Source organism: Mycobacterium pseudokansasii (assembly GCF_900566075.1).
GTDB lineage: Bacteria > Actinomycetota > Actinomycetes > Mycobacteriales > Mycobacteriaceae > Mycobacterium > Mycobacterium pseudokansasii.
Map to the genome: position 1 here is coordinate 6,152,217 of NZ_UPHU01000001.1, position 18,021 is coordinate 6,170,237.

At 67.2% G+C, this 18,021-nt stretch carries 11 protein-coding genes; 4 read left to right on the forward strand and 7 right to left on the reverse strand.

Annotation, left to right across the window (positions count from 1 at the left end):
• Positions 1 to 54: 54 nt before the first annotated feature.
• Positions 55 to 1,470: an arylsulfotransferase family protein gene (locus EET10_RS27875; RefSeq protein WP_036404858.1), complete on the reverse strand. Its 1,416-nt coding sequence runs from the start codon at positions 1,468 to 1,470 to the stop codon at positions 55 to 57.
• A gap of 249 nt (positions 1,471 to 1,719) precedes the next feature.
• Here EET10_RS27875 and EET10_RS27880 point away from each other — a divergent pair, with 249 nt between their 5' ends.
• The 4 genes from EET10_RS27880 to EET10_RS27895 all read left to right on the forward strand — a co-directional run bounded on the left by EET10_RS27880 (position 1,720) and on the right by EET10_RS27895 (position 5,091).
• On the forward strand, positions 1,720 to 2,244 hold the full coding sequence (locus EET10_RS27880; protein WP_036404860.1) for a hypothetical protein: 525 nt from the start codon (positions 1,720 to 1,722) through the stop codon (positions 2,242 to 2,244).
• A gap of 131 nt (positions 2,245 to 2,375) precedes the next feature.
• Entirely contained in the window at positions 2,376 to 2,843 is a 468-nt protein-coding gene (locus EET10_RS27885) for a hypothetical protein (protein ID WP_425461716.1), read from the forward strand.
• Positions 2,840 to 3,163, forward strand: coding sequence for a hypothetical protein (locus EET10_RS27890; protein WP_036404477.1), 324 nt, complete (start codon positions 2,840 to 2,842; stop codon positions 3,161 to 3,163). The genes EET10_RS27885 and EET10_RS27890 overlap by 4 nt, the downstream gene beginning before the upstream one ends.
• 155 nt (positions 3,164 to 3,318) lie before the next feature.
• Positions 3,319 to 5,091, forward strand: a complete 1,773-nt coding sequence (locus EET10_RS27895; RefSeq protein WP_122502686.1) for an acyl-CoA dehydrogenase family protein — start codon at positions 3,319 to 3,321, stop codon at positions 5,089 to 5,091.
• Positions 5,092 to 5,101: 10 nt separating this feature from the next.
• Here EET10_RS27895 and EET10_RS27900 read toward each other — a convergent pair whose 3' ends face one another.
• From EET10_RS27900 to ag85A, 6 genes are all read right to left on the reverse strand, one after another.
• Positions 5,102 to 6,655 (reverse strand): acyl-CoA carboxylase subunit beta, encoded by a 1,554-nt coding sequence (locus EET10_RS27900; protein ID WP_036404480.1) that lies wholly within the window; start codon positions 6,653 to 6,655, stop codon positions 5,102 to 5,104.
• A complete protein-coding gene (pks13, locus tag EET10_RS27905; RefSeq protein WP_122502687.1) occupies positions 6,652 to 12,042 on the reverse strand; it encodes a polyketide synthase Pks13 in 5,391 nt (1,796 codons plus the stop codon). The genes EET10_RS27900 and pks13 overlap by 4 nt, the downstream gene beginning before the upstream one ends.
• Positions 12,043 to 12,049: 7 nt before the next feature.
• Positions 12,050 to 13,939 carry a long-chain-fatty-acid--AMP ligase FadD32 gene (fadD32, locus tag EET10_RS27910; RefSeq protein ID WP_036404485.1) on the reverse strand — a complete coding sequence of 630 codons (1,890 nt, stop codon included), beginning with the start codon at positions 13,937 to 13,939 and terminating at the stop codon, positions 12,050 to 12,052.
• 351 nt (positions 13,940 to 14,290) lie between these two features.
• Positions 14,291 to 15,307 carry a carboxylesterase Culp6 gene (gene culp6, locus EET10_RS27920; protein ID WP_036404488.1) on the reverse strand — a complete coding sequence of 339 codons (1,017 nt, stop codon included), beginning with the start codon at positions 15,305 to 15,307 and terminating at the stop codon, positions 14,291 to 14,293.
• A 231-nt stretch (positions 15,308 to 15,538) separates the two neighbouring features.
• Positions 15,539 to 16,444, reverse strand: coding sequence for an esterase family protein (locus EET10_RS27925; protein ID WP_036404863.1), 906 nt, complete (start codon positions 16,442 to 16,444; stop codon positions 15,539 to 15,541).
• Positions 16,445 to 16,650: 206 nt separating this feature from the next.
• Positions 16,651 to 17,679 (reverse strand): diacylglycerol acyltransferase/mycolyltransferase Ag85A, encoded by a 1,029-nt coding sequence (ag85A, locus tag EET10_RS27930; RefSeq protein WP_036404490.1) that lies wholly within the window; start codon positions 17,677 to 17,679, stop codon positions 16,651 to 16,653.
• Between the last annotated feature and the right edge of the window lie 342 nt (positions 17,680 to 18,021).

Sequence of the window (18,021 nt, forward strand, 5' to 3'; positions counted from 1 at the left end):
CGACGCACGCGCTGGCCGCAGTTTCGACGACGTGACCGCAGACTCGCGGCCCGCTCACCGCGTGATCGGCGCGGTCCGGCCGACGACGGCGCCGTCGGCGGCCAGCGCCTCTAGCTGGTAGTAGCCATCGGAATTCCCGGACAGCGGGATCGGGGTGTCATAGCCCGCCCAGGCGACGGTGGTTTGTGGCGTCATGGTGTTGCTTTCCCGGCCGTGCAGCAACCGCCACCGGTTCACCCTGGTGGTGCCGTTCCACACGGCGTGGGCGGTATCGCCGGCAAAGGTCAGCTCAGGGGGTTCGACGGGATCGCCGGTCCACTCGTCGAGGAACGCCCGATAGGTACCGCCAGGCAAGCTGGCGTCGAACACCATCTCTCCACCCGCGGTGAACTCGGAGATGTGTTCGGCGGTGCCCCATCCGGAGAAGGTGTTGCCGCCCTGCAGCTGCTGCAGGTTGCCCATGGCGCCCACGCTGAGATCCCCCGGATGCCGCTGAGCGCGAAGCAGTGTCGCGCGGCCGGCATCGAAATCCAGGCGAATCCATTTCAGGCTGGTCGGCACGGAGCCGCCGTCTTTTTGTCCCAGGCTGCCCTCGAAGTGGTTGTCGAACAACGTGATCGTGTTGGCGTCGGGCATCTCCACGTCGTGCTGGTAGGCGAAGTCGACGCCGTCGCCGAGGGCGAACGTGGACTGCTTACCACCCAGTCGCCAGTTGATGGCGCCGGTGCGGCAATCGACATTGAAAACCGTGGAGAGGGCGCGCATGCTGATCACCAGGTTGCCCGCCGGGTCCAGCGCGATCGAGTTCATGTGGTACACGTCGAGCGTTTGACCGGCGGTGTATTTCGCCGGCGAGTCGCTGATCGGGACGTGGCTCAACGCATCCCATTGGAACAGCGTCTGTTTCGTTGCCACGTCGACAATCGAGGCGGTGCAGTTGTAGAGCCGCCCGTCTTTGGGTCCGCCGACAGCCGTCAGGTCGGCCGCCACCTCCGGGTAGGACGTGATCAGGGCGCGGCCGTCCGGGGTGAGCCGGAATTCGTGGATATCCGACGACAGTTCACCGCCGGGCGTCACAGCGCTGATCACGTTGTAATGGTCGTCGGCGATGTAGCTGGCGCCGAGGCCGTGGCCCCACTGCTTGCGGCCCTGCCACCAGGTGAGCACCGGCTTGCCCCGGTAGTGCTGGACGCGGAGATTGCCGGCGGTCTCCCCGGCCGGAAGTTGGCGCTGCCACACCACATGTCCGGCCTTGTCGGCGACGACGAGCACACAGGGGCGCGACCCGGCCCCAAGATGGGCGGCCGTTGTTCCGGAGACGAAGAATACATAGCCGGGTGCACCGCCGGGCTTGTTGACGTTGACGGTGTACCCCAGCGATTGCGCCGAGACTGTCGGTGCCGCGGAGTTCGCCGACTTGTGCTCGCGCGTACCCACCGCAATCAGCCCGCCCGCGAGAATGGCACTCATGGCGGCACCGAGTTGTCGCCGCGAAATCCGCAATTCGCCTGTCATGGGCCTGGTTTCGCTGTGGAAATCACGCTGACCATCCGACTCCTCCGAGAGCTCCGGGCACCGCGGCCCGCCGCTGTGGTTATACACCAGTTGCGGCGGCGGGCACGCCGAACCAACTGCCAATCCAATGAGGTTTCGGCGGCGCCAATGCCGTCAATATCTAGTGCGGGTCGGGCAAACCAATAGATGAAGACGGTGGGGGCCATGCGCAGGCTGATGCGGAATTTGACGTACACGGCAGCAATCACTTTGGTGACGTGCCCGGCAGCGCTGATCACGGGTGGAGCTGCGGCGGCCAATCCGGGGGCGAGCGGGCCCACCAGGGTGGCGTTGGGGGCCGCGATGCGGCAATGTGATTACAGCCGCACCTCCGTCGCGCCGAGGTTGCCGGCGGTTTCGCCGCCTACGGGCACCGGCTCGGCGCTGATCCACCGAGCGGGATCGCAGGCGGTCGCCGAGGTACACCTGATCAACCCCGCACAACCGGGGATGCACTACGACGTCGGCCTGATCCAGGCGCCGCGCCCGGCCACTGGCTCGTGCGGCCCCGGCGCCCCGGGCACCGCTTTCGCCAGCCTTGACCTCGACGCGGGCGGGACGGGGACGGTGACCGTCCAGGACACGGTGCGACAGGGTACGACGGGCGTGTGGGTGATCGTCGAGCGTCCCAACCCCAATTCCCAAGACCCCGCCGAGTTCTATACCTCCGAGTTCCTGGTGCCCATGTAGCCCATGCGGGCCGCCCGCGCGCTTGACTGACGAATGCCGGAGACCCGCGGGACTTCGGTCCCTACCGCCGCCGGCCGTCTCATGATGCGATTCAAGGTGATTCGTCAATGGCGTCGGATGGAGGTATGGCCATGAACGTCTCACCTGATTCGCAGTCCCGAACCCGGATGTTCGCCCGGGTGCTCGGACCCTTCCTGGTGATCGTCGACCTGACGGCCGTGGTGCGTGCCGCCGACATGCAGACCCTGCTTTCGCAGTTCGAAGCGAACTCCCTGTGGACCTGGGTGACCGGGGCGTTCGTCTTACTGTTCGGCTTGGTGATGGTGGCCGGTCACCAATCGTGGCGCGGAGCCCCGGCGATCATCGTGTCCGTGCTGGGCTGGCTGGTCACGCTGCGTGGACTCTTGCTGTTGGCATTTCCCAGGGCTTTCGTGTCGCTTGCCAACAGCATGATCGGCGCGCAGGCCGTGTGGGTGAGCTTGTGCCTGGTCGCCACGCTGGTCGGGCTGTATCTGACCTACGTCGGCTGGGCGCCGACGCCCAGCAGGCCGACACAACACACAGCCACGGCAAGGCCGGATCTGCCGCGCGCCGCGTGAGCAAGCCCCGCAGCGCCTCGACGCGCGCCCGGATCGTCGGCCGGGCAGCGGCGACGGCGGTGCTCGTCAGCGGATGCGGCATGCCCAGCGGGGGTGGTACGGCCGCGTCGTCGCCCGGTACGACCACGCCGTCCACCGCCGACAGTGGCTCGTCGGCGGTGGAACAGGATGTGGTGGTCAGGCTCGACACCGCTCAACCGGATCGGCCGGTGGGTGTGCACTTCGGTCGCCACCCGGCGATATATCTGTTGGAACGCGACGATCCTCATTTCGCGACGTGGCTGGCGGTCCTGCAGCGAAGCCTGAACGAGGGAACATAAGTTCGGTTCGCGTACGCGGTGGCGGGTCCGCGGCTCACCCCGGTTGAGCCCGCATAGCAGCTGTATGTCTTTGCGCCGCAAGTCGTTTGAGGTGTCCGTGAACCGGTGTTCGAGACGTCTAGACATATATAAAACCTATGTAATAGTGTCGCGGGATGAGCGAATACCTGCTGGAGGCTGTGGACCGGCTGCCGTTTTCGACACCGGAAAAAGCCGGGCGCTACCGCACCGAGAATTACCAGGGCGCCACCGGTCTCAACTGGTACCTCACCGATCCCACGCTGCAGTTCACCATGGCGTACTACCTGCAGCCCGACGAACTGGGGGTCGCCGAGTCTCATTTGACCCGCATCGGTGAGCTGATGGGCGGCCCGGTGACGCGCTGGGCCGAGGAGACCGACCGCAATCCCCCACAGCTGGAACGCTACGACCGGTGGGGCCATGACATCAGCCGGGTGGTGATGCCGGAATCGTTCACCCGGTCCAAGCGGGCCATTCTGCACGCCCAGCAAGCCTTGCGCGACGACGCCAAGCGGGCCGGCGTGAGCCCGTCGCTGCCACTGTTCGCTTCCAACTATCTGCTCAACCAGGCCGACATCGGGATGGCCTGCGCGCTGGGCACCGGCGGCAACATGGTGCGGTCACTGGCGACGGCCTACGCGCCGCCCGATGTGCGCGACTACGTCCTGGGCAAACTCAACTCCGGCGAGTGGGACGGCGAGGCGGCACAGCTGATGACCGAGCGCACCGGGGGCTCCGACCTGGGCGCGCTGGAAACCACCGCGACCCGCAACGGCGACGCCTGGCTGCTGAACGGCTTCAAATGGTTTGCCTCCAATTGCGCCGGGGAGGCGTTTGTGGTGCTGGCCAAACCCGAGGGCGCCCCCGACTCGACCCGGGGGGTGGCGTCGTTCCTGGTGTTGCGGACACGTCGGGACGGCTCCCGCAACGGCGTGCGCGTCCGGCGGCTGAAGGACAAACTCGGGACCCGCTCGGTCGCCTCCGGCGAGATCGAGTTCGTCGACGCCGAAGCCTTTCTGCTGTCCGGTGAACCGCAGGCTGATTCCGGGCCGGCCGACGGCAAGGGACTTGGCCGCATGATGGAACTGACCAACACGTTACGGCTGGGCACCGCATCGTTCGCCGTCGGCAATGCGCGCCGTGCCCTGGTCGAGTCGCTGTGCTATACCCGCCAGCGGCGGGCGTTCGGCGAGGCGTTGATCGACAAACCGCTGATCCGGCGCAAGCTGGCGGAGATGATCGTCGACGTCGAAGCCGCGCTGGCGCTGATTTTCGACGGCACCGGCGCCCCTAATCACCGTCAGCCCCAAGCGATTCGGCAACGTATCGCGGTACCGGTGACCAAGCTGCGGGTGTGCCGGCTCGGGCTCACCGCCGCGTCCGACGCGGTCGAGATGCACGGCGGCAACGGCTACATCGAGACTTGGCCGGTGGCCCGGATTTTGCGGGATGCGCAGGTCAACACCATCTGGGAGGGTTCCGACAACATCCTGTGTCTGGACGTGCGCCGCGGCATGCAACAGTCGCGGGCGCACGAGCCGCTGCTGGCCCGCATGCGCGATGCGGTGTCGGTGTCCGACGATGACGACACGACGCGCCTGGTGTCGCGGCGCATCGAGGATCTCGATGCGGCGATCACGGCGTGGACGAAGCTGGACCGGGATCTGGCCGAGGCGCGGCTGTACCCGCTGGCGCAGTTCATGGGCGACGTCTATGCCGGGGCGTTGCTCACCGAGCAGGCGGCGTGGGAGCGGGCCGCCCGCGGCACCGACCGCAAGGCGCTCGTCGCCCGGCTATACGCGCAGCGGTATCTGGCCGATCGCGGCCCATTGCGCGGCCTCGACACCGAATCCGACGAAGCGCTGCAGCGCTTCGACGAACTTGTGGCGGGCGCCCTCACGCTGTAGCGCCACCGGGCTACACCGGGATCAGCCCGTGCTTACGGCCTAGCCGCTGCCACTGCTGCTTATCCCGCAGTATGTGCATGGACTTGCGCAGCAGCAGCCGGGTTTCGTGCGGATCGATGACCGCGTCGATAAACCCGCGCTCGGCGGCGATCCATGGAATCGCCATGTTGAGGTTGTAGTTCTCGATGAAAGACTTCCGAATCGCCTGCGCTTCGGGCGCATTGGGGTCCGGGAAGCGTTTCATCAGCAGCTGCGCCGCCCCCTCGGCACCGATCACCGCAATCCGCGCGGTCGGCCACGCGAAGTTGAAGTCGGCGGTCAGCTGCCGGGAGCCCATCACCGCGTACGCGCCGCCGTAGGACTTGCGGACCGTGATGGTCACCTTCGGTACGTCGGCCTCGACCACGGAGTACAGGAACCGCCCGCCGCGCTTGATGATGCCCCGCTTCTCCTCCTCGGCTCCCGGCAGAAATCCGGGGGTGTCGACCACGAACACCAGCGGGATCTGGAAGGAATCACAGAATCTGATGAACCGCGCCGCCTTGTCGGAAGCCTCATTGTCGATGGCCCCGGACATGTGCATGGGCTGGTTGGCGATCACGCCCACCGGACGCCCGTCGACCCGGGCGTACCCGGTGATGATGGCCGGCCCGTGCTGGGCGGCGACGTCCAGAAAGTCACCGTCGTCGAAGATGCGCAGCAGGATCTCGTGCATGTCGTAGGCCGCATTGTCGGAGTCCGGCACGATCGAGTCGAGTTCCAGGTCGGTCGGGGTGATCTCCGGTTCCAGCCCGGGATTGATGGCCGGCGGCTTGCCGAAGCAGTTGGACGGCAAAAACGACAGGAAGTCGCGCACGTACTGGAACGCCTCGGCTTCGGAGTTCACCACGTGGTGGATGTTGCCGTAGCGGGCCTGCGCGTCGGAGCCGCCGAGTTCGTCGAGGGTGACGTCCTCGCCGGTGACCTCACGGATCACGTCGGGTCCGGTGACGAAGAAGTAGCCCTGGTCACGCACCGAGACCAGCAGGTCGTCCTGGATCGGCGAATACACCGCTCCCCCGGCGCACTTGCCGAAGATGAGGGAGATCTGCGGCACCACCCCGGACAGTGCCTCGTGGCGTTGGCCCAGCTCGGCGTACCACGCCAACGACGTGACGGCGTCCTGGATGCGGGCGCCGCCGGAGTCCTGGATGCCGACGATCGGGCAGCCGACCATCGCGCACCACTCCATCAGCCGGGCCACCTTGCGGCCGAACATCTCCCCGACCGTGCCGCCGAACACCGTCTGGTCGTGCGAGAAGACCCCGACCGGGCGGCCGTCGATCAGGCCGTGCCCGGTCACCACCCCGTCGCCGTAGAGTGCGTTAGGGTCGCCCGGAGTGCGGCACAACGCCCCGATCTCGAAGAAGGTGCCCGGGTCCACCAGGTCGTACACGCGGGCGCGAGCACTGGGAATGCCCTTCTTGTCGCGCTTGGCGGCGGCCTTCTCACCGCCGGGCTCCTTGGCCAGCTCCAGCTTTTCGCGTAGTTCGGCCAGCAGCTCGGCGGTGGTCTTCGTGCTCACTTAGGGGCCCTCTGTTCAGCCTCGACGTTGCCTAACGCGCGGCTCATGTGCTCGCCCACCTTGGCGATGATCGGCTCGTCGATGGCCTGGATGTGCTCACCACCGATCGGCACGACCTCGAGGTCGGAGACGTATTCGCCCCAACCGCCGTCCGGCTGGCGAACGGCATAGCGCGGCTCGAACATGATCGCGTCGTCATGGTATCGGTCGGCCATGTAGAGGGTGACATGCCCGTCGTAGGGCTGGATCTGCGCGGTATCGATCGCGCGGTTGTCCAGGTACGACGTGCGCTGGTGCTCGATGATCCCGGCCGGGATCTGCACGCCGGACTCCCGCACGGCGTCGAGCACGAACCGGACCTGGCCCTCGTCGTCGAGCTCCTCGAGCTGCTCGTAGGGGATCGCCGGGATGGCGACGTTGAACGTCTTCTCGGCGAAGCGGGCGTAGCGGTCCCAGCGCTTGCGGATCTCCTCCTTGGTCTGCGGGATCTCCTCGCCGGCCCGCACGGCATCGATCAGGCCGACGAACGCGACGTTCTTGCCCAGCCGCTTGAGTCCGATCGCGCAGGCGTAGGCCAGCACCCCGCCCAGCGACCAGCCGACCAGAATGTAGGGCCCGTCGCCCTGCATCTCGACCAGCTTCGGAACGTACTGCGCGGCACGCTCTTCGATGGTCCCCTCGACCCGCTCGAAGCCGTACATCGGGGTGTCCGCCGGCAGCCGGTTGAGCAACGGCTCGTACACCACGGTCGAGCCGCCGGCCGGATGGAACACGAACACCGGCGGCTTGGTGCTGCCCTCGGGCCGGGCCCGCAGGGTACGGACAAACCCGTCGATCGTGCCGGCCTCCAGGTAAGTGCGCACCTTGTCGGCCAGCGCCTCGATGTTGGCCGACGTCAGCACGTCCTCGGCGGTGATCGGGCCTTCGGCACGCTCGGAGAGCCGTTGGGCCATCTTGGCGGCCTTGTCGTCGTCCAACTTGGGCAGCGGGTTGAAGATGCCGCCCGGTGACTTGCCGGTGACAATCGCCCAGGTGGCAAAGGTGACCCGTTCGGCGGCATCGCGCGGCGGCACGTCGGAGTTGAGCGCCTTGGCGACCGCTTCGGAGTTCAGCGCCTCCGCGGCACCTTTGAGGTTTGGCTGCCCGTTACCCGAGGGATCCGACGGGCCCGACGGATCCGTCGGCGGCGGCGGGACAGGAACCTCCGATCCCGGCGGTGCTTGGGTTTCCGGTTCCGCCTGCGGGTCGGGCGCCGGCGCAGTCACCGTGGAAACCGTTGCGCCACTGAGCAATTCGGCCTGCGCCCGGGCAATCTCCTCGGCCGTCTGGTTCTTCTGGTACTCGCTGAGTTGCGTCACCTCGTCGCGGTGCTCGACGGCGTACTCGATCAGCTTCTCGACGTTGTAGAGGTTGGCATCACGCACCGCCGTCAACTGAATCGGCGGCAGATCGAAGTCGTATTCGACGCGGTTCTTGATCCGTACCGCCATCAGCGAGTCGAGCCCAAGCTCGATCAGCGGCACTTCCCACGGCAGGTCTTCGGGTTCGTAGCCCATCGCCGACCCGACGATCAGGCCCAGCCGATCCGCGATGGTCTCACCGGAATCCGGCGACCACCTGCCCATGTCGGAGGGCAGATAGCGGGTGGTCAGGCTGTCGGTCAGCGTGTCGGCTTCCGGCTCCTCGGGCGCTTGAGGCACGTGAGGCACCACCGGCGCCGCAGCCGCGATCGCCGTGCCGGCCCCGACCGCGGCAGGCAACACCGACTCCGAGCCGGCCCGGGCCACCAGGGCGTCGTAGACCAGCGTGAACGACTCGTCGATACGGGCGTGCACCTGAACCGACGCACCACCGGGATGGCGCGTCATCGTCGTCACCAGCCGGGCGCCCTCGCCGGGCACCGCACGCTGCTCGGCGGCCGTCAGCTGTGCGTCGGAAAGCACTTGGGCCGCAGCGGCTCTGACCAACGCCGCGAGGTCGGTCTGGCCGTTGCGCGGCGCGTACTCCCACACGTGGCGGCCGTCCGGCAGCGCGACATGGTTGCCCGGCATGATCACCGAGGCGTCGCCGGAGAAGTGCGCGTCGAGCCAGTGCTCCTTGCGCTTGAACCGGGTCGGCGGGATGTCGGCGAAATCTTCGGGGCCCGTGGCCCGGCTGAACAGCGTCCAGATGTCCAGGCCGTGGCCGTACACGTAGAGCTGGGCCATGGTCGAGATCATCGACTCGACCTCGTCCTGCTTGCGGGCCAGCGTCGGGATCAGTTGGGCGTCATGCAGACCGGCGGCGGCCGTGGTCAGACCAACCTGCATCAGCGCGACCGGGTTGGGCGCCAATTCCAGGAAGGTGGTGTGCCCGCTGTCGACGGCGTTGCGGATGCCGTGCGTGAAGTAGACGCTGTGCCGCAGCCCCTTCTTCCAGTAGTCGACGTCGTGGATCGGCTCGCTGCCCGGCTTGATGTAGCTGCCCTCGTGCACCGTCGAGTAGATCCCGCAGGTCGGGCTCATCGCCTTGATGCCCTGCAGCTCCGCGGACAGCTCACCCAGCAGCGGATCCATCTGCTGAGTGTGGCTGGCGCCCTTGGTCTGGAACTTGCGGGCGAACTTGCCCTCGGATTCCGCCCGGGCGATGATCGCGTCCACCTGCTCAGGCGGTCCGCCGATCACGGTCTGGGTGGGTGCGGCGTAGACGCACACCTCGAGATCGGGAAAGTCGGAAAACACCGTCTTGATCTCGTCGGCGGAGTACTCCACCAGCGCCATCAACCGGATGTACTCGCCGAACAGCATCGCCTCGCCCTCGCCCATCAAATGCGAGCGCGAGCAGATGGTGCGGGTGGCGTCGCGCAGCGACAGGCCGCCGGCGAAGTACGCCGACGCCGCCTCGCCCAGCGACTGCCCGACCACCGCGGCCGGCTTGGCGCCGTGATGCTTGAGCAGCTCACCCAGCGCGATCTGGATCGCGAAGATGGTGACCTGGGTGGTCTCGATGCCGTAGTCCTGCGAGTCGTCCAGGATCAGCTCGAGCACCGAATATCCCAGCTCGTCCTGGACCAGCGCGTCGACCTTTTCGATCCACTCGGCGAACACCGGGTTGCGCAGGTACAGGCTCTTGCCCATCTTGCGGTGCTGGGCGCCGAAGCCCGCGAGCACCCAGACGGGACCGTTGGTCACCGGCCCGTCGACGCTGAACACATTCGGCGACTGCTTGCCCGCCGCGATCGCCCGCAGGCCCTTGATCGCTTCCTCGTGATTGTGGGCCAGCACCACCGCGCGGGAGCGGCCGTGGTTGCGCCGCGACAGCGACCGGCCGATCGACTCCAGCGACGACGCCTGACCTTCGGGGCTTTCCATCCAGTCGGCCAGCTCGGCGGCGGCGGCCTTCTTACGCGAGGTCAGGAACGCCGACACGGCCAACGGAATCCAGGGTGCCGAAACGTCTTGTGCCGCAAGATCTTCCAGCGCGGCCTCCTTGAGCCGCAGCGCTTCTTCGGTGACACCCGGCAGTTCGGGCTCCTCGTCCTCGTCGGCAGCGCGTGCGTCGGTGATGATGTTGCCGAAGTCGTCGAACCGCAGCGCGTGGCCTTCCAGCGCGGGCGTCTCGGACGGCGCCGCCTCGGCGGGCGCCGCCGGCTCGGGCTCGGGTTCCCGCGCCTCTTTTTCCACCACGTCGCGCGGCAACGTCTCACGCACGACCACGTGCGCGTTGGCGCCGCCGAAGCCGAAGCTCGACACCCCCGCCACCGCGTAGCCGCTGTACCGCGGCCAGTCGGTAACCGTGTCGATCACCTTCAGCCGCATCGCGTCGAAGTCGATGTAGGGGCTGGGCCCGGCGAAGTTGATCGACGGCGGCAGCTTGTCATGCTGCAGCGCGAGCACCACCTTGGCCATGCTGGCCGCACCCGCGGCCGACTCCAGGTGTCCGACATTGGTTTTCACCGCGCCGAGCAGTGCGGGCCGCTCGGCGGGCCGGCCTTTGCCGACGACGCGGCCCAGCGCCTCGGCCTCGATCGGGTCACCGAGGACGGTGCCGGTGCCGTGGGCCTCGATGTAGTCGACGGTGCACGGGTCGATCCCGGCGTCCTTGTAGGCCCGGCGCAGCACGTCGGCCTGGGCGTCCTGGTTGGGCGCGATCAGGCCATTGGACCGGCCGTCGTGATTCACAGCACTGCCGGCGATCACGGCCAGGATCTGGTCACCGTCTCGGCGGGCGTCGTCGACCCGCTTGAGCACCAGCATCCCGCCGCCCTCGGAGCGGGTGTAGCCGTCGGCGTCCGAGGAGAACGACTTGATCCGGCCGTCGGGGGCCAGCACCTGTCCGATCTCGTCGAAACCCAGCGTCACCACCGGGGTGATCAGCGCGTTGACCCCACCGGCCACCGCGACGTCGCATTCGCGCATTCGCAGGGCCTGCACCGCCTGATGGGTGGCCACCAGCGAGCTCGAGCAGGCGGTGTCGACCGCGACCGACGGGCCGCGGAAGTCGTAGAAGTAGGACACCCGGTTGGCGATGATCGAGGTGGCGGTGCCGGTGATCGCGTACGGGTGAGCGACCGTGGGGTCCGATACCGCCAGGAAGCTGTAGTCATTGTTGGAGACGCCGACGTACACGCCGACGGCCCCGCCACGCAGGCTCGACGCCGGGATGCGGGCGTGTTCGAGCGCCTCCCAGGTCAGCTCCAGCGCTATCCGCTGCTGCGGGTCGATGTTGTCGGCTTCGGTCTTGGCCACCGCGAAGAACTCCGAGTCGAAACCCTTGATGTCCTTCAGGTAGCCACCGCGGGTGCGCGCCTTGGCCACGCGTTCGGCCAGTCGCGGTTCTTCGAGGAATTCCGTCCAGCGGCCCTCGGGCAGGTCGGTGATGGCGTCGCGGCCCTCGAGCAGCGCCTGCCAGGTTTCGTCGGGGGTGTTCATGTCGCCGGGCAGCCGGGTCGACAGGCCCACGATCGCGATGTCGACCCGCTCGGCGGGACCGTTGCGGGTCCAGTCGGTGACGTCGACGCCGTCATCAGCCGTTTCGGGTTCGCCTTCGATGATCCGGGTGGCCAGCGACTCGATGGTCGGATGCTGGAAGGCCACCGCGACCGACAGCGTGACGCCGGTCAGGTCTTCGATGTCGGCCGCCATCGCCACGGCGTCGCGCGACGAGAGCCCCAGCTCCACCATGGGCACCGACTCGTCGATCGAGTCCGGCGACTTCCCGACTGCCTTACCCACCCAGTTGCGCAGCCACTGCCGCATCTCGGGGACGGTTGTTATGCGCCGCTCTCCCCCGAAAGTGGGTGGGGGTACCTCCGGCTCACGGGGGAGTGCCCCCACTGCATCGTCGCCGGCGCGCATCCCGGTCTTGTCGGCGGGCAGGTTCTCCTGCGGTTGGTCTATGTCAGCCATGGGTACCTCAGGACTCGGTGGCAAACGCCGTCGGGGAACCGACGCCGCTGCGCAGGCTGCCGTCGAGGTAGGCAGCCCGGCACGCGCGCCGTCCGATCTTGCCGCTGGAGGTCCGGGGAATCGTACCGGCCGACACCAACAGCAGGTCCCGCACGGTCACCCCATGTCCGACGGCGATGGCGGCACGGATGTCGTCGGCGATAGGCTGGTATTCCAATTTGTGCGTACCGGCAGCGCGTTCGGCGACGATCACCAGTTGCTCGGAGGTGTCCTCGGGGTCGAACTTCAGCCCGGCGTGCGGGTCGTCGAACACCTTCTGCGGCAGCTGGTTGGCGGGCACCGAGAAGGCGGCCACGTAGCCGACCCGCAAGGCCTTGTTCGACTCCTGCGCGGTGAACTCCAGATCCTGCGGGTAGTGGTTGCGGCCATCGATGATGACCAGGTCCTTGATCCGGCCCGCTATATAGAGGTGTCCATTGAAGTAGGTGCCGTAGTCGCCGGTGCGCACCCACAGTCCGTCGTCGGGGGCGCCCTCGGCGTGCGACTCGCTGATCCGCGACTTCAGGATGTTGCGGAATATCTGAGCGGATTCTTCTTCCTTGCCCCAATATCCGATACCCAGGTTGTTGCCGTGCAGCCAGATCTCGCCGATTTGCCCGTCCGGCAACTCACTGGCGGTGTCCGCGTCGACGATAACGGCCCATTCGTCGACGCCGACCTTGCCGGCCGAAACCTGCGCGACGGCGTTCGGCGCGTCGGCGGGCACCTCGACGAAACGCTGCTTGTTCAGCTCGTCGCGGTCGACGTGGATGACGGTCGGCGGCTCGTTGGGCGCGGTAGTCGAGACGAACAGCGTCGCCTCGGCCAGACCGTAGGACGGCTTGACCGCGGTCTCGGGCAGACCGTACGGCGCGAAGGCCTCGAAGAATTTGCGCATCGACGCCGGCGACACCGGCTCGCTGCCGTTGAGGATGCCCTTGACGTTGCTCAGGTCCAATGGTGGTTCGTCGTCGCGGGGCAGACCGCGCACCGCCGCATGCTCGAAGGCAAAGTTCGGTGCGGCGGAGAATGTTCCCCCGGTTTCGCCGGGCTTACGAGCGAGTTCGCGAATCCAGCGGCCGGGTCGGCGCACGAACGCGGCCGGGGTCATGAAGGTGAAGCTGTGGCCCAGCACCGACGTCAGCAGCACCGTGATCAGGCCCATGTCGTGGAAGAACGGCAGCCAGCTGACACCGCGGTCGCCTTCTTGCCCTTCCAGTGCATGGAGCACCTGCAGCACGTTGGTCGGCAGGTTCAGATGGGTGATCTGCACGCCGGTCGGAGTCCGGGTCGATCCGGAGGTGTACTGCAGGTAGGCCGTGGTGGACTCGTTGGCGTCGGGCTCCTGCCAGGTGGACGCGACCTCAGTGGGAACCGCGTCGACGGCGATCACCCGGGGCCGCTCCTTTGCCGAGCGGCTGCGGATGAACTTGCGTACCCCCTCGGCGGAGTCGGTGGTCGTCAGAATGGTCGACGGGGTGCAGTCGTCGAGTACCGCGTGCAGCCGGCCGACGTGGCCCGGCTCGGCCGGGTCGAACAGCGGCACCGCGATCCGGCCGGAGTACAGCGCGCCGAAGAAGGAGATCAGGTAGTCCAGGTTCTGCGGGCACAGGATGGCGATACGGTCGCCGGGCTGGGTGACCTGTTGCAGCCGGGCGCCGACGGCGCGGTTGCGCGCACTGAATTCCGACCACAGGATGTCGCGTTCGATGCCGTCCCGTTCGGTGGAGAAGTCCAGGAACCGGTAGGCCAGCTTGTCGCCACGCACCTTCGCCCATTTTTCGACATGACGCACCAGATTGGTGTTCTCCGGGAACCGGATTCGTCCATTCACGATGAACGGGTTGTGGTACGCCATGCCGCCCTCTCCTGTCACAACACTGCTTGGTCGGCTACGCCGACAGGGTTTACATCCTGGTCGGCTCCGCCGACGAGTTACATCCGTGCACGATCCAGCCCCTGATCGGCGCGAACACTCGCGGGCGCGCCGATCGTTGCCAGCTACGACCCCACAGGGTCATCCACATGCTCTTAAATTTCTCTTAATGTTACGGGCCGTGAGGCGTCAGACCAAATCACAAGGTACCGCTGATCCCATTACGATCGGGGCACTGGCGGCTGTGTGCCGCTGCCCCAATCTGCAAGCACCCGGGTGCTGCGGTGCCTGGGCCCGTCCCCGCCCGCGGTTGTTCGGGCCACCCGTCCCATCTCAGCCGTGTTTGGGATGCGGCGCCTTGTCGATGAGGTCATGAGCCCAGTTCAGCGTCCATTGCGTAGCCGGCTGCCCGTCGGAGTTCCAGAATTCGGGGGTGGCGTACATCGCGTGGACCGGTTGGCCGGCCCCGCCGGCCAACGTGTTGAGGGTGGTCGGCAGGTTGGCGGGACTGAATGCCTCCTGCGGGGCGGCACAAATCAGATCGCCCTGGGCACAGATCTCGTTGGTGCGACTGTCGAGCGCGCCGAAACCGCCCGGGCGTGCCCCCGTCATCGTCAGGCCGAGCCCGGACAGCACCGGCACCTCATGAAGGGTGACCTCGGCGCCCTCACCCGGGGGGCTGGGCGGGATGTCGTTGCCGACCCCCGGTTGACGACGGCCATCGGCGATCAGCGTCACGCCCAGCACCAGGTCGTCATCGACCGGGCCGCGGCCGTTGCCGATATCGCTGGCCACATCGCCGGCGATCACCGCCCCCTGCGAGAAGCCGATGATCACGTAGCTGGTCAACGGGCACTTGTTGGTCATGTCCGTCATGGCCTGCACCATCGCCCGAGTGCCCTCAGCCCGGCTTTCGTTGTAGGACATCTGACCGTCGGAACTGAGCGGATTGTGGAACTGCGCGGTGTAGGGAACCGTGTACGTCTGCACCCGCGACCCGGGGAAATCCTGGGAGATCGGCCCGGTCACATTGAGCAGCAACGCCTTCGGGAACTGCACCGGGTTGAGCGGATTGTCCTGCGGTGACGACTCCCAGGTACCCGGCACGGAGATCAACTGAGCGTCCGGGCAGGACGCGTCCTGGAAAGCGGGCCGGGGCTTGCGTGGGTGAGAGGTGGTGGGACCCGGGGTCAGCACCCCGGGCGGTACCGCGCTGGGCGGTACTTCCTGGCGCCGCAGCATGACCACGCCGGCGACGATGACAAGTGCGACGACCGACGCCAGGGCGCCGGCCGCAACCCAGGCGAGGATTCGTTGGCGGCGTCTTCTGCGCCGGGAGTTGGTAGCCATGTTCTCCTGCTAGCAGCGTCGGTAAGTCTGAGCACAGCGTGCGGGCGGTGGCAGTGTCGCGCGTGCCCGCCGCCCGAGCCGCCCGAAGTCACCACACCGCGTCGGCACACGGTGGCGCGGCCCTCTGCTGCACCCCATACACGGTACCGGCTGGTGACGTAGTTCCGTCCCGGACGATGCTCCCGCCGCGCGTGCCCCGGGGCCGGCTAGGTGGATCCGCCCGTCGGCTCGCTAGCGGATCGCGCCGACGATATCGCCGGACATGGCGCCCAGCTGTGCCGACCACGAGCCCCAGCCGTTATCGCCGCCGCCAGGGAAGTCAAAGTGACCGTTGTGCCCGCCGACGTTGCGATACTGCTGGTAGAACGACCTACTGTCACCCATCGCCGCGCCGGCCTGACCGATCATGGCGGCAGGATCACTGGCGCCCAGGTTGGTCGGACTCCATACCCACACCCGGGTGTTGTTCTGCGCCAGCAGAGCGACATGCACGCACGGGTCGTGCCACTTCCACCGGCCCAGTTGTGGGGCACCCCACATGCCGTTGCCGTCCACACCGCCGAACTCCTGCAGCCCGGCGAGGATCGCGCCGTTGGTGGTGGTGCTCGACGGGTACAGGAATCCGGAGAGCGATCCGGCGAAGCCGAACCGGTCCGGGTGGAACGCGGCCAGCGCCATTGCGCCATAGCCGCCCTGAGATGCGCCGACGGCGGCGTGACCACCGGGTGCCAGGCCCTTGTTAGCCGCCAGCCAATCGGGAAGCTCGCTGGACAGGAAGGTTTCCCACTGCTTGCTGCCGTCCTGTTCCCAGTTGGTGTACATGCTGTAGGCACCGCCGGCCGGGGCGACCACCGAGATTCCCTTGCCGGCCAGGGTGTTCATCGCGTTACCTGCGGTAACCCAGTTGCTGACATCCGGGCCGGCGTTGAAGGCATCCAGCAGATACACCGCGTGCGGGCCGCCGCCCAGGAACGCGACCGGGATGTCGCGGCCCATCGCGCCCGACGGCACCATCAGGGTCTCGTAGGGGGCGGCTTTGGCCGTGCCCGACGATCCAGCAGCCGCGGTGACACCGCCCAACGCGATCGATACCACCGCAACGCAGAGCAGCCGTAGCAACACCGAGAGACCCCTCATGTCCACCTCCATCGTGTATCGCTGCGTGCCCGCAGCGCCCGACCGTGCGGCGGGTTCGAGGCACGCCCCGGCCCGCAAGGTAGCTAACCACACCGCACACAACGGGATAAAGGGGAGATAACGCAGAAATGACCAACGGCGGCGACCCCGAAGGGCCGCCGCCGTTGACTGCCGGTTATCGGACGCCGTTGCGGCGCCCAGGGCGTCTAGGTGCCCTGCGTGGTGCCGTTGCCGCCGCCGGGTGTCGCGCCCAGCGTGTGCTGCAGGTCCGGCTTCATCGCGTTGAGCTGCGCGCCCCAGTACTCCCAGCTGTGCGTGCCGTTGTCGTCGAAGTTCCACACGGCGTTGTGCCCACCGGCCGCGTTGTAGGCGGTCTGGAACTTCAAGTTGCTGGTCCGCACGAAGCCCTCGAGGAACTTGGCGGGCAGGTTGTCGCCACCCAGGTCGGACGGTTTGCCGTTGCCGCAGTACACCCAGATGCGGGTGTTGTTGGCGACGAGCTTGCCCACCTGCAGCGTCGGGTCGTTGCGCTGCCACGCCGGGTCATCCTTCGGACCCCACATGTCGGAGGCCTTGTAGCCGCCCGCGTCGCCCATGGCCAGACCGATCAGGGACGGCCCCATCGCCTGCGACGGGTCCAGCAGCGCCGACAGCGATCCGGCATAGATGAACTGCGCCGGGTGGTACGCGGCCAGGACCAACGCCGACGAGCCAGCCATCGACAGACCCACAGCAGCGCTGCCGGTCGGCTTGACCTGCCGGTTGGCCGATAGGTACTGCGGCAACTCGCTGGTCAGGAAGGTCTCCCACTTGTAGGTGGTGCAGCCGGCCTTACCGCAGGCCGGGTTGTACCAGTCCGAGTAGAAGCTGGACTGCCCGCCGACCGGCATGACCACCGAGAGGCCCGACTGGTAATACCACTCGAACGCCGGGGTGTTGATGTCCCAGCCGTTGAAGTCATCCTGGGCGCGCATGCCGTCCAGCAGGTACACCGCCGGCGAGTTCGCCCCGCCACTTTGGAACTGGACCTTGATGTCGCGGCCCATGGCCGCCGAGGGCACCTGCAGGTATTCCACCGGCAGGCCCGGCCGCGAGAACGCATTCGCGGTCGCCGAACCGCCAGTGACGTCAACGACACCGACCAGACCCGCCAGCAGGGCCGCGCCAGCGGCTCCCACCATGAGTCGGCGCGGCATACCCGTCACGGCGCCACGAAACCTGTCAACAAGCTTCATCCTTGCTTCCTCATCCTCAATCTTTTAGGCGCATCCGGTGGATAGGGCGCATCCTCAACTACGTCAGACTGCGCGCGCTCGGCGTCGCAGTGCCCGTGTAGTCAACCACAACTTGGGGTCGGTTCTCTCATCGAGCACCGCGCCGAAAGCGTTACCGGGCCCCGATTCCGGATGATTTTCGCGCCGGATGCGGCGGCCCGAGATCTCGTTTCCGCATGTGCCCGGGGTCCGGTGGCCGCTGGTGACGGCTCAAATGTGATGTTGCTGTCAGTCTCGCCTCACGCCGCGGCACCCGCGTAGCGGACGCCCGATCGTAGATGGGCCGAAATTCTTCGCGGTACG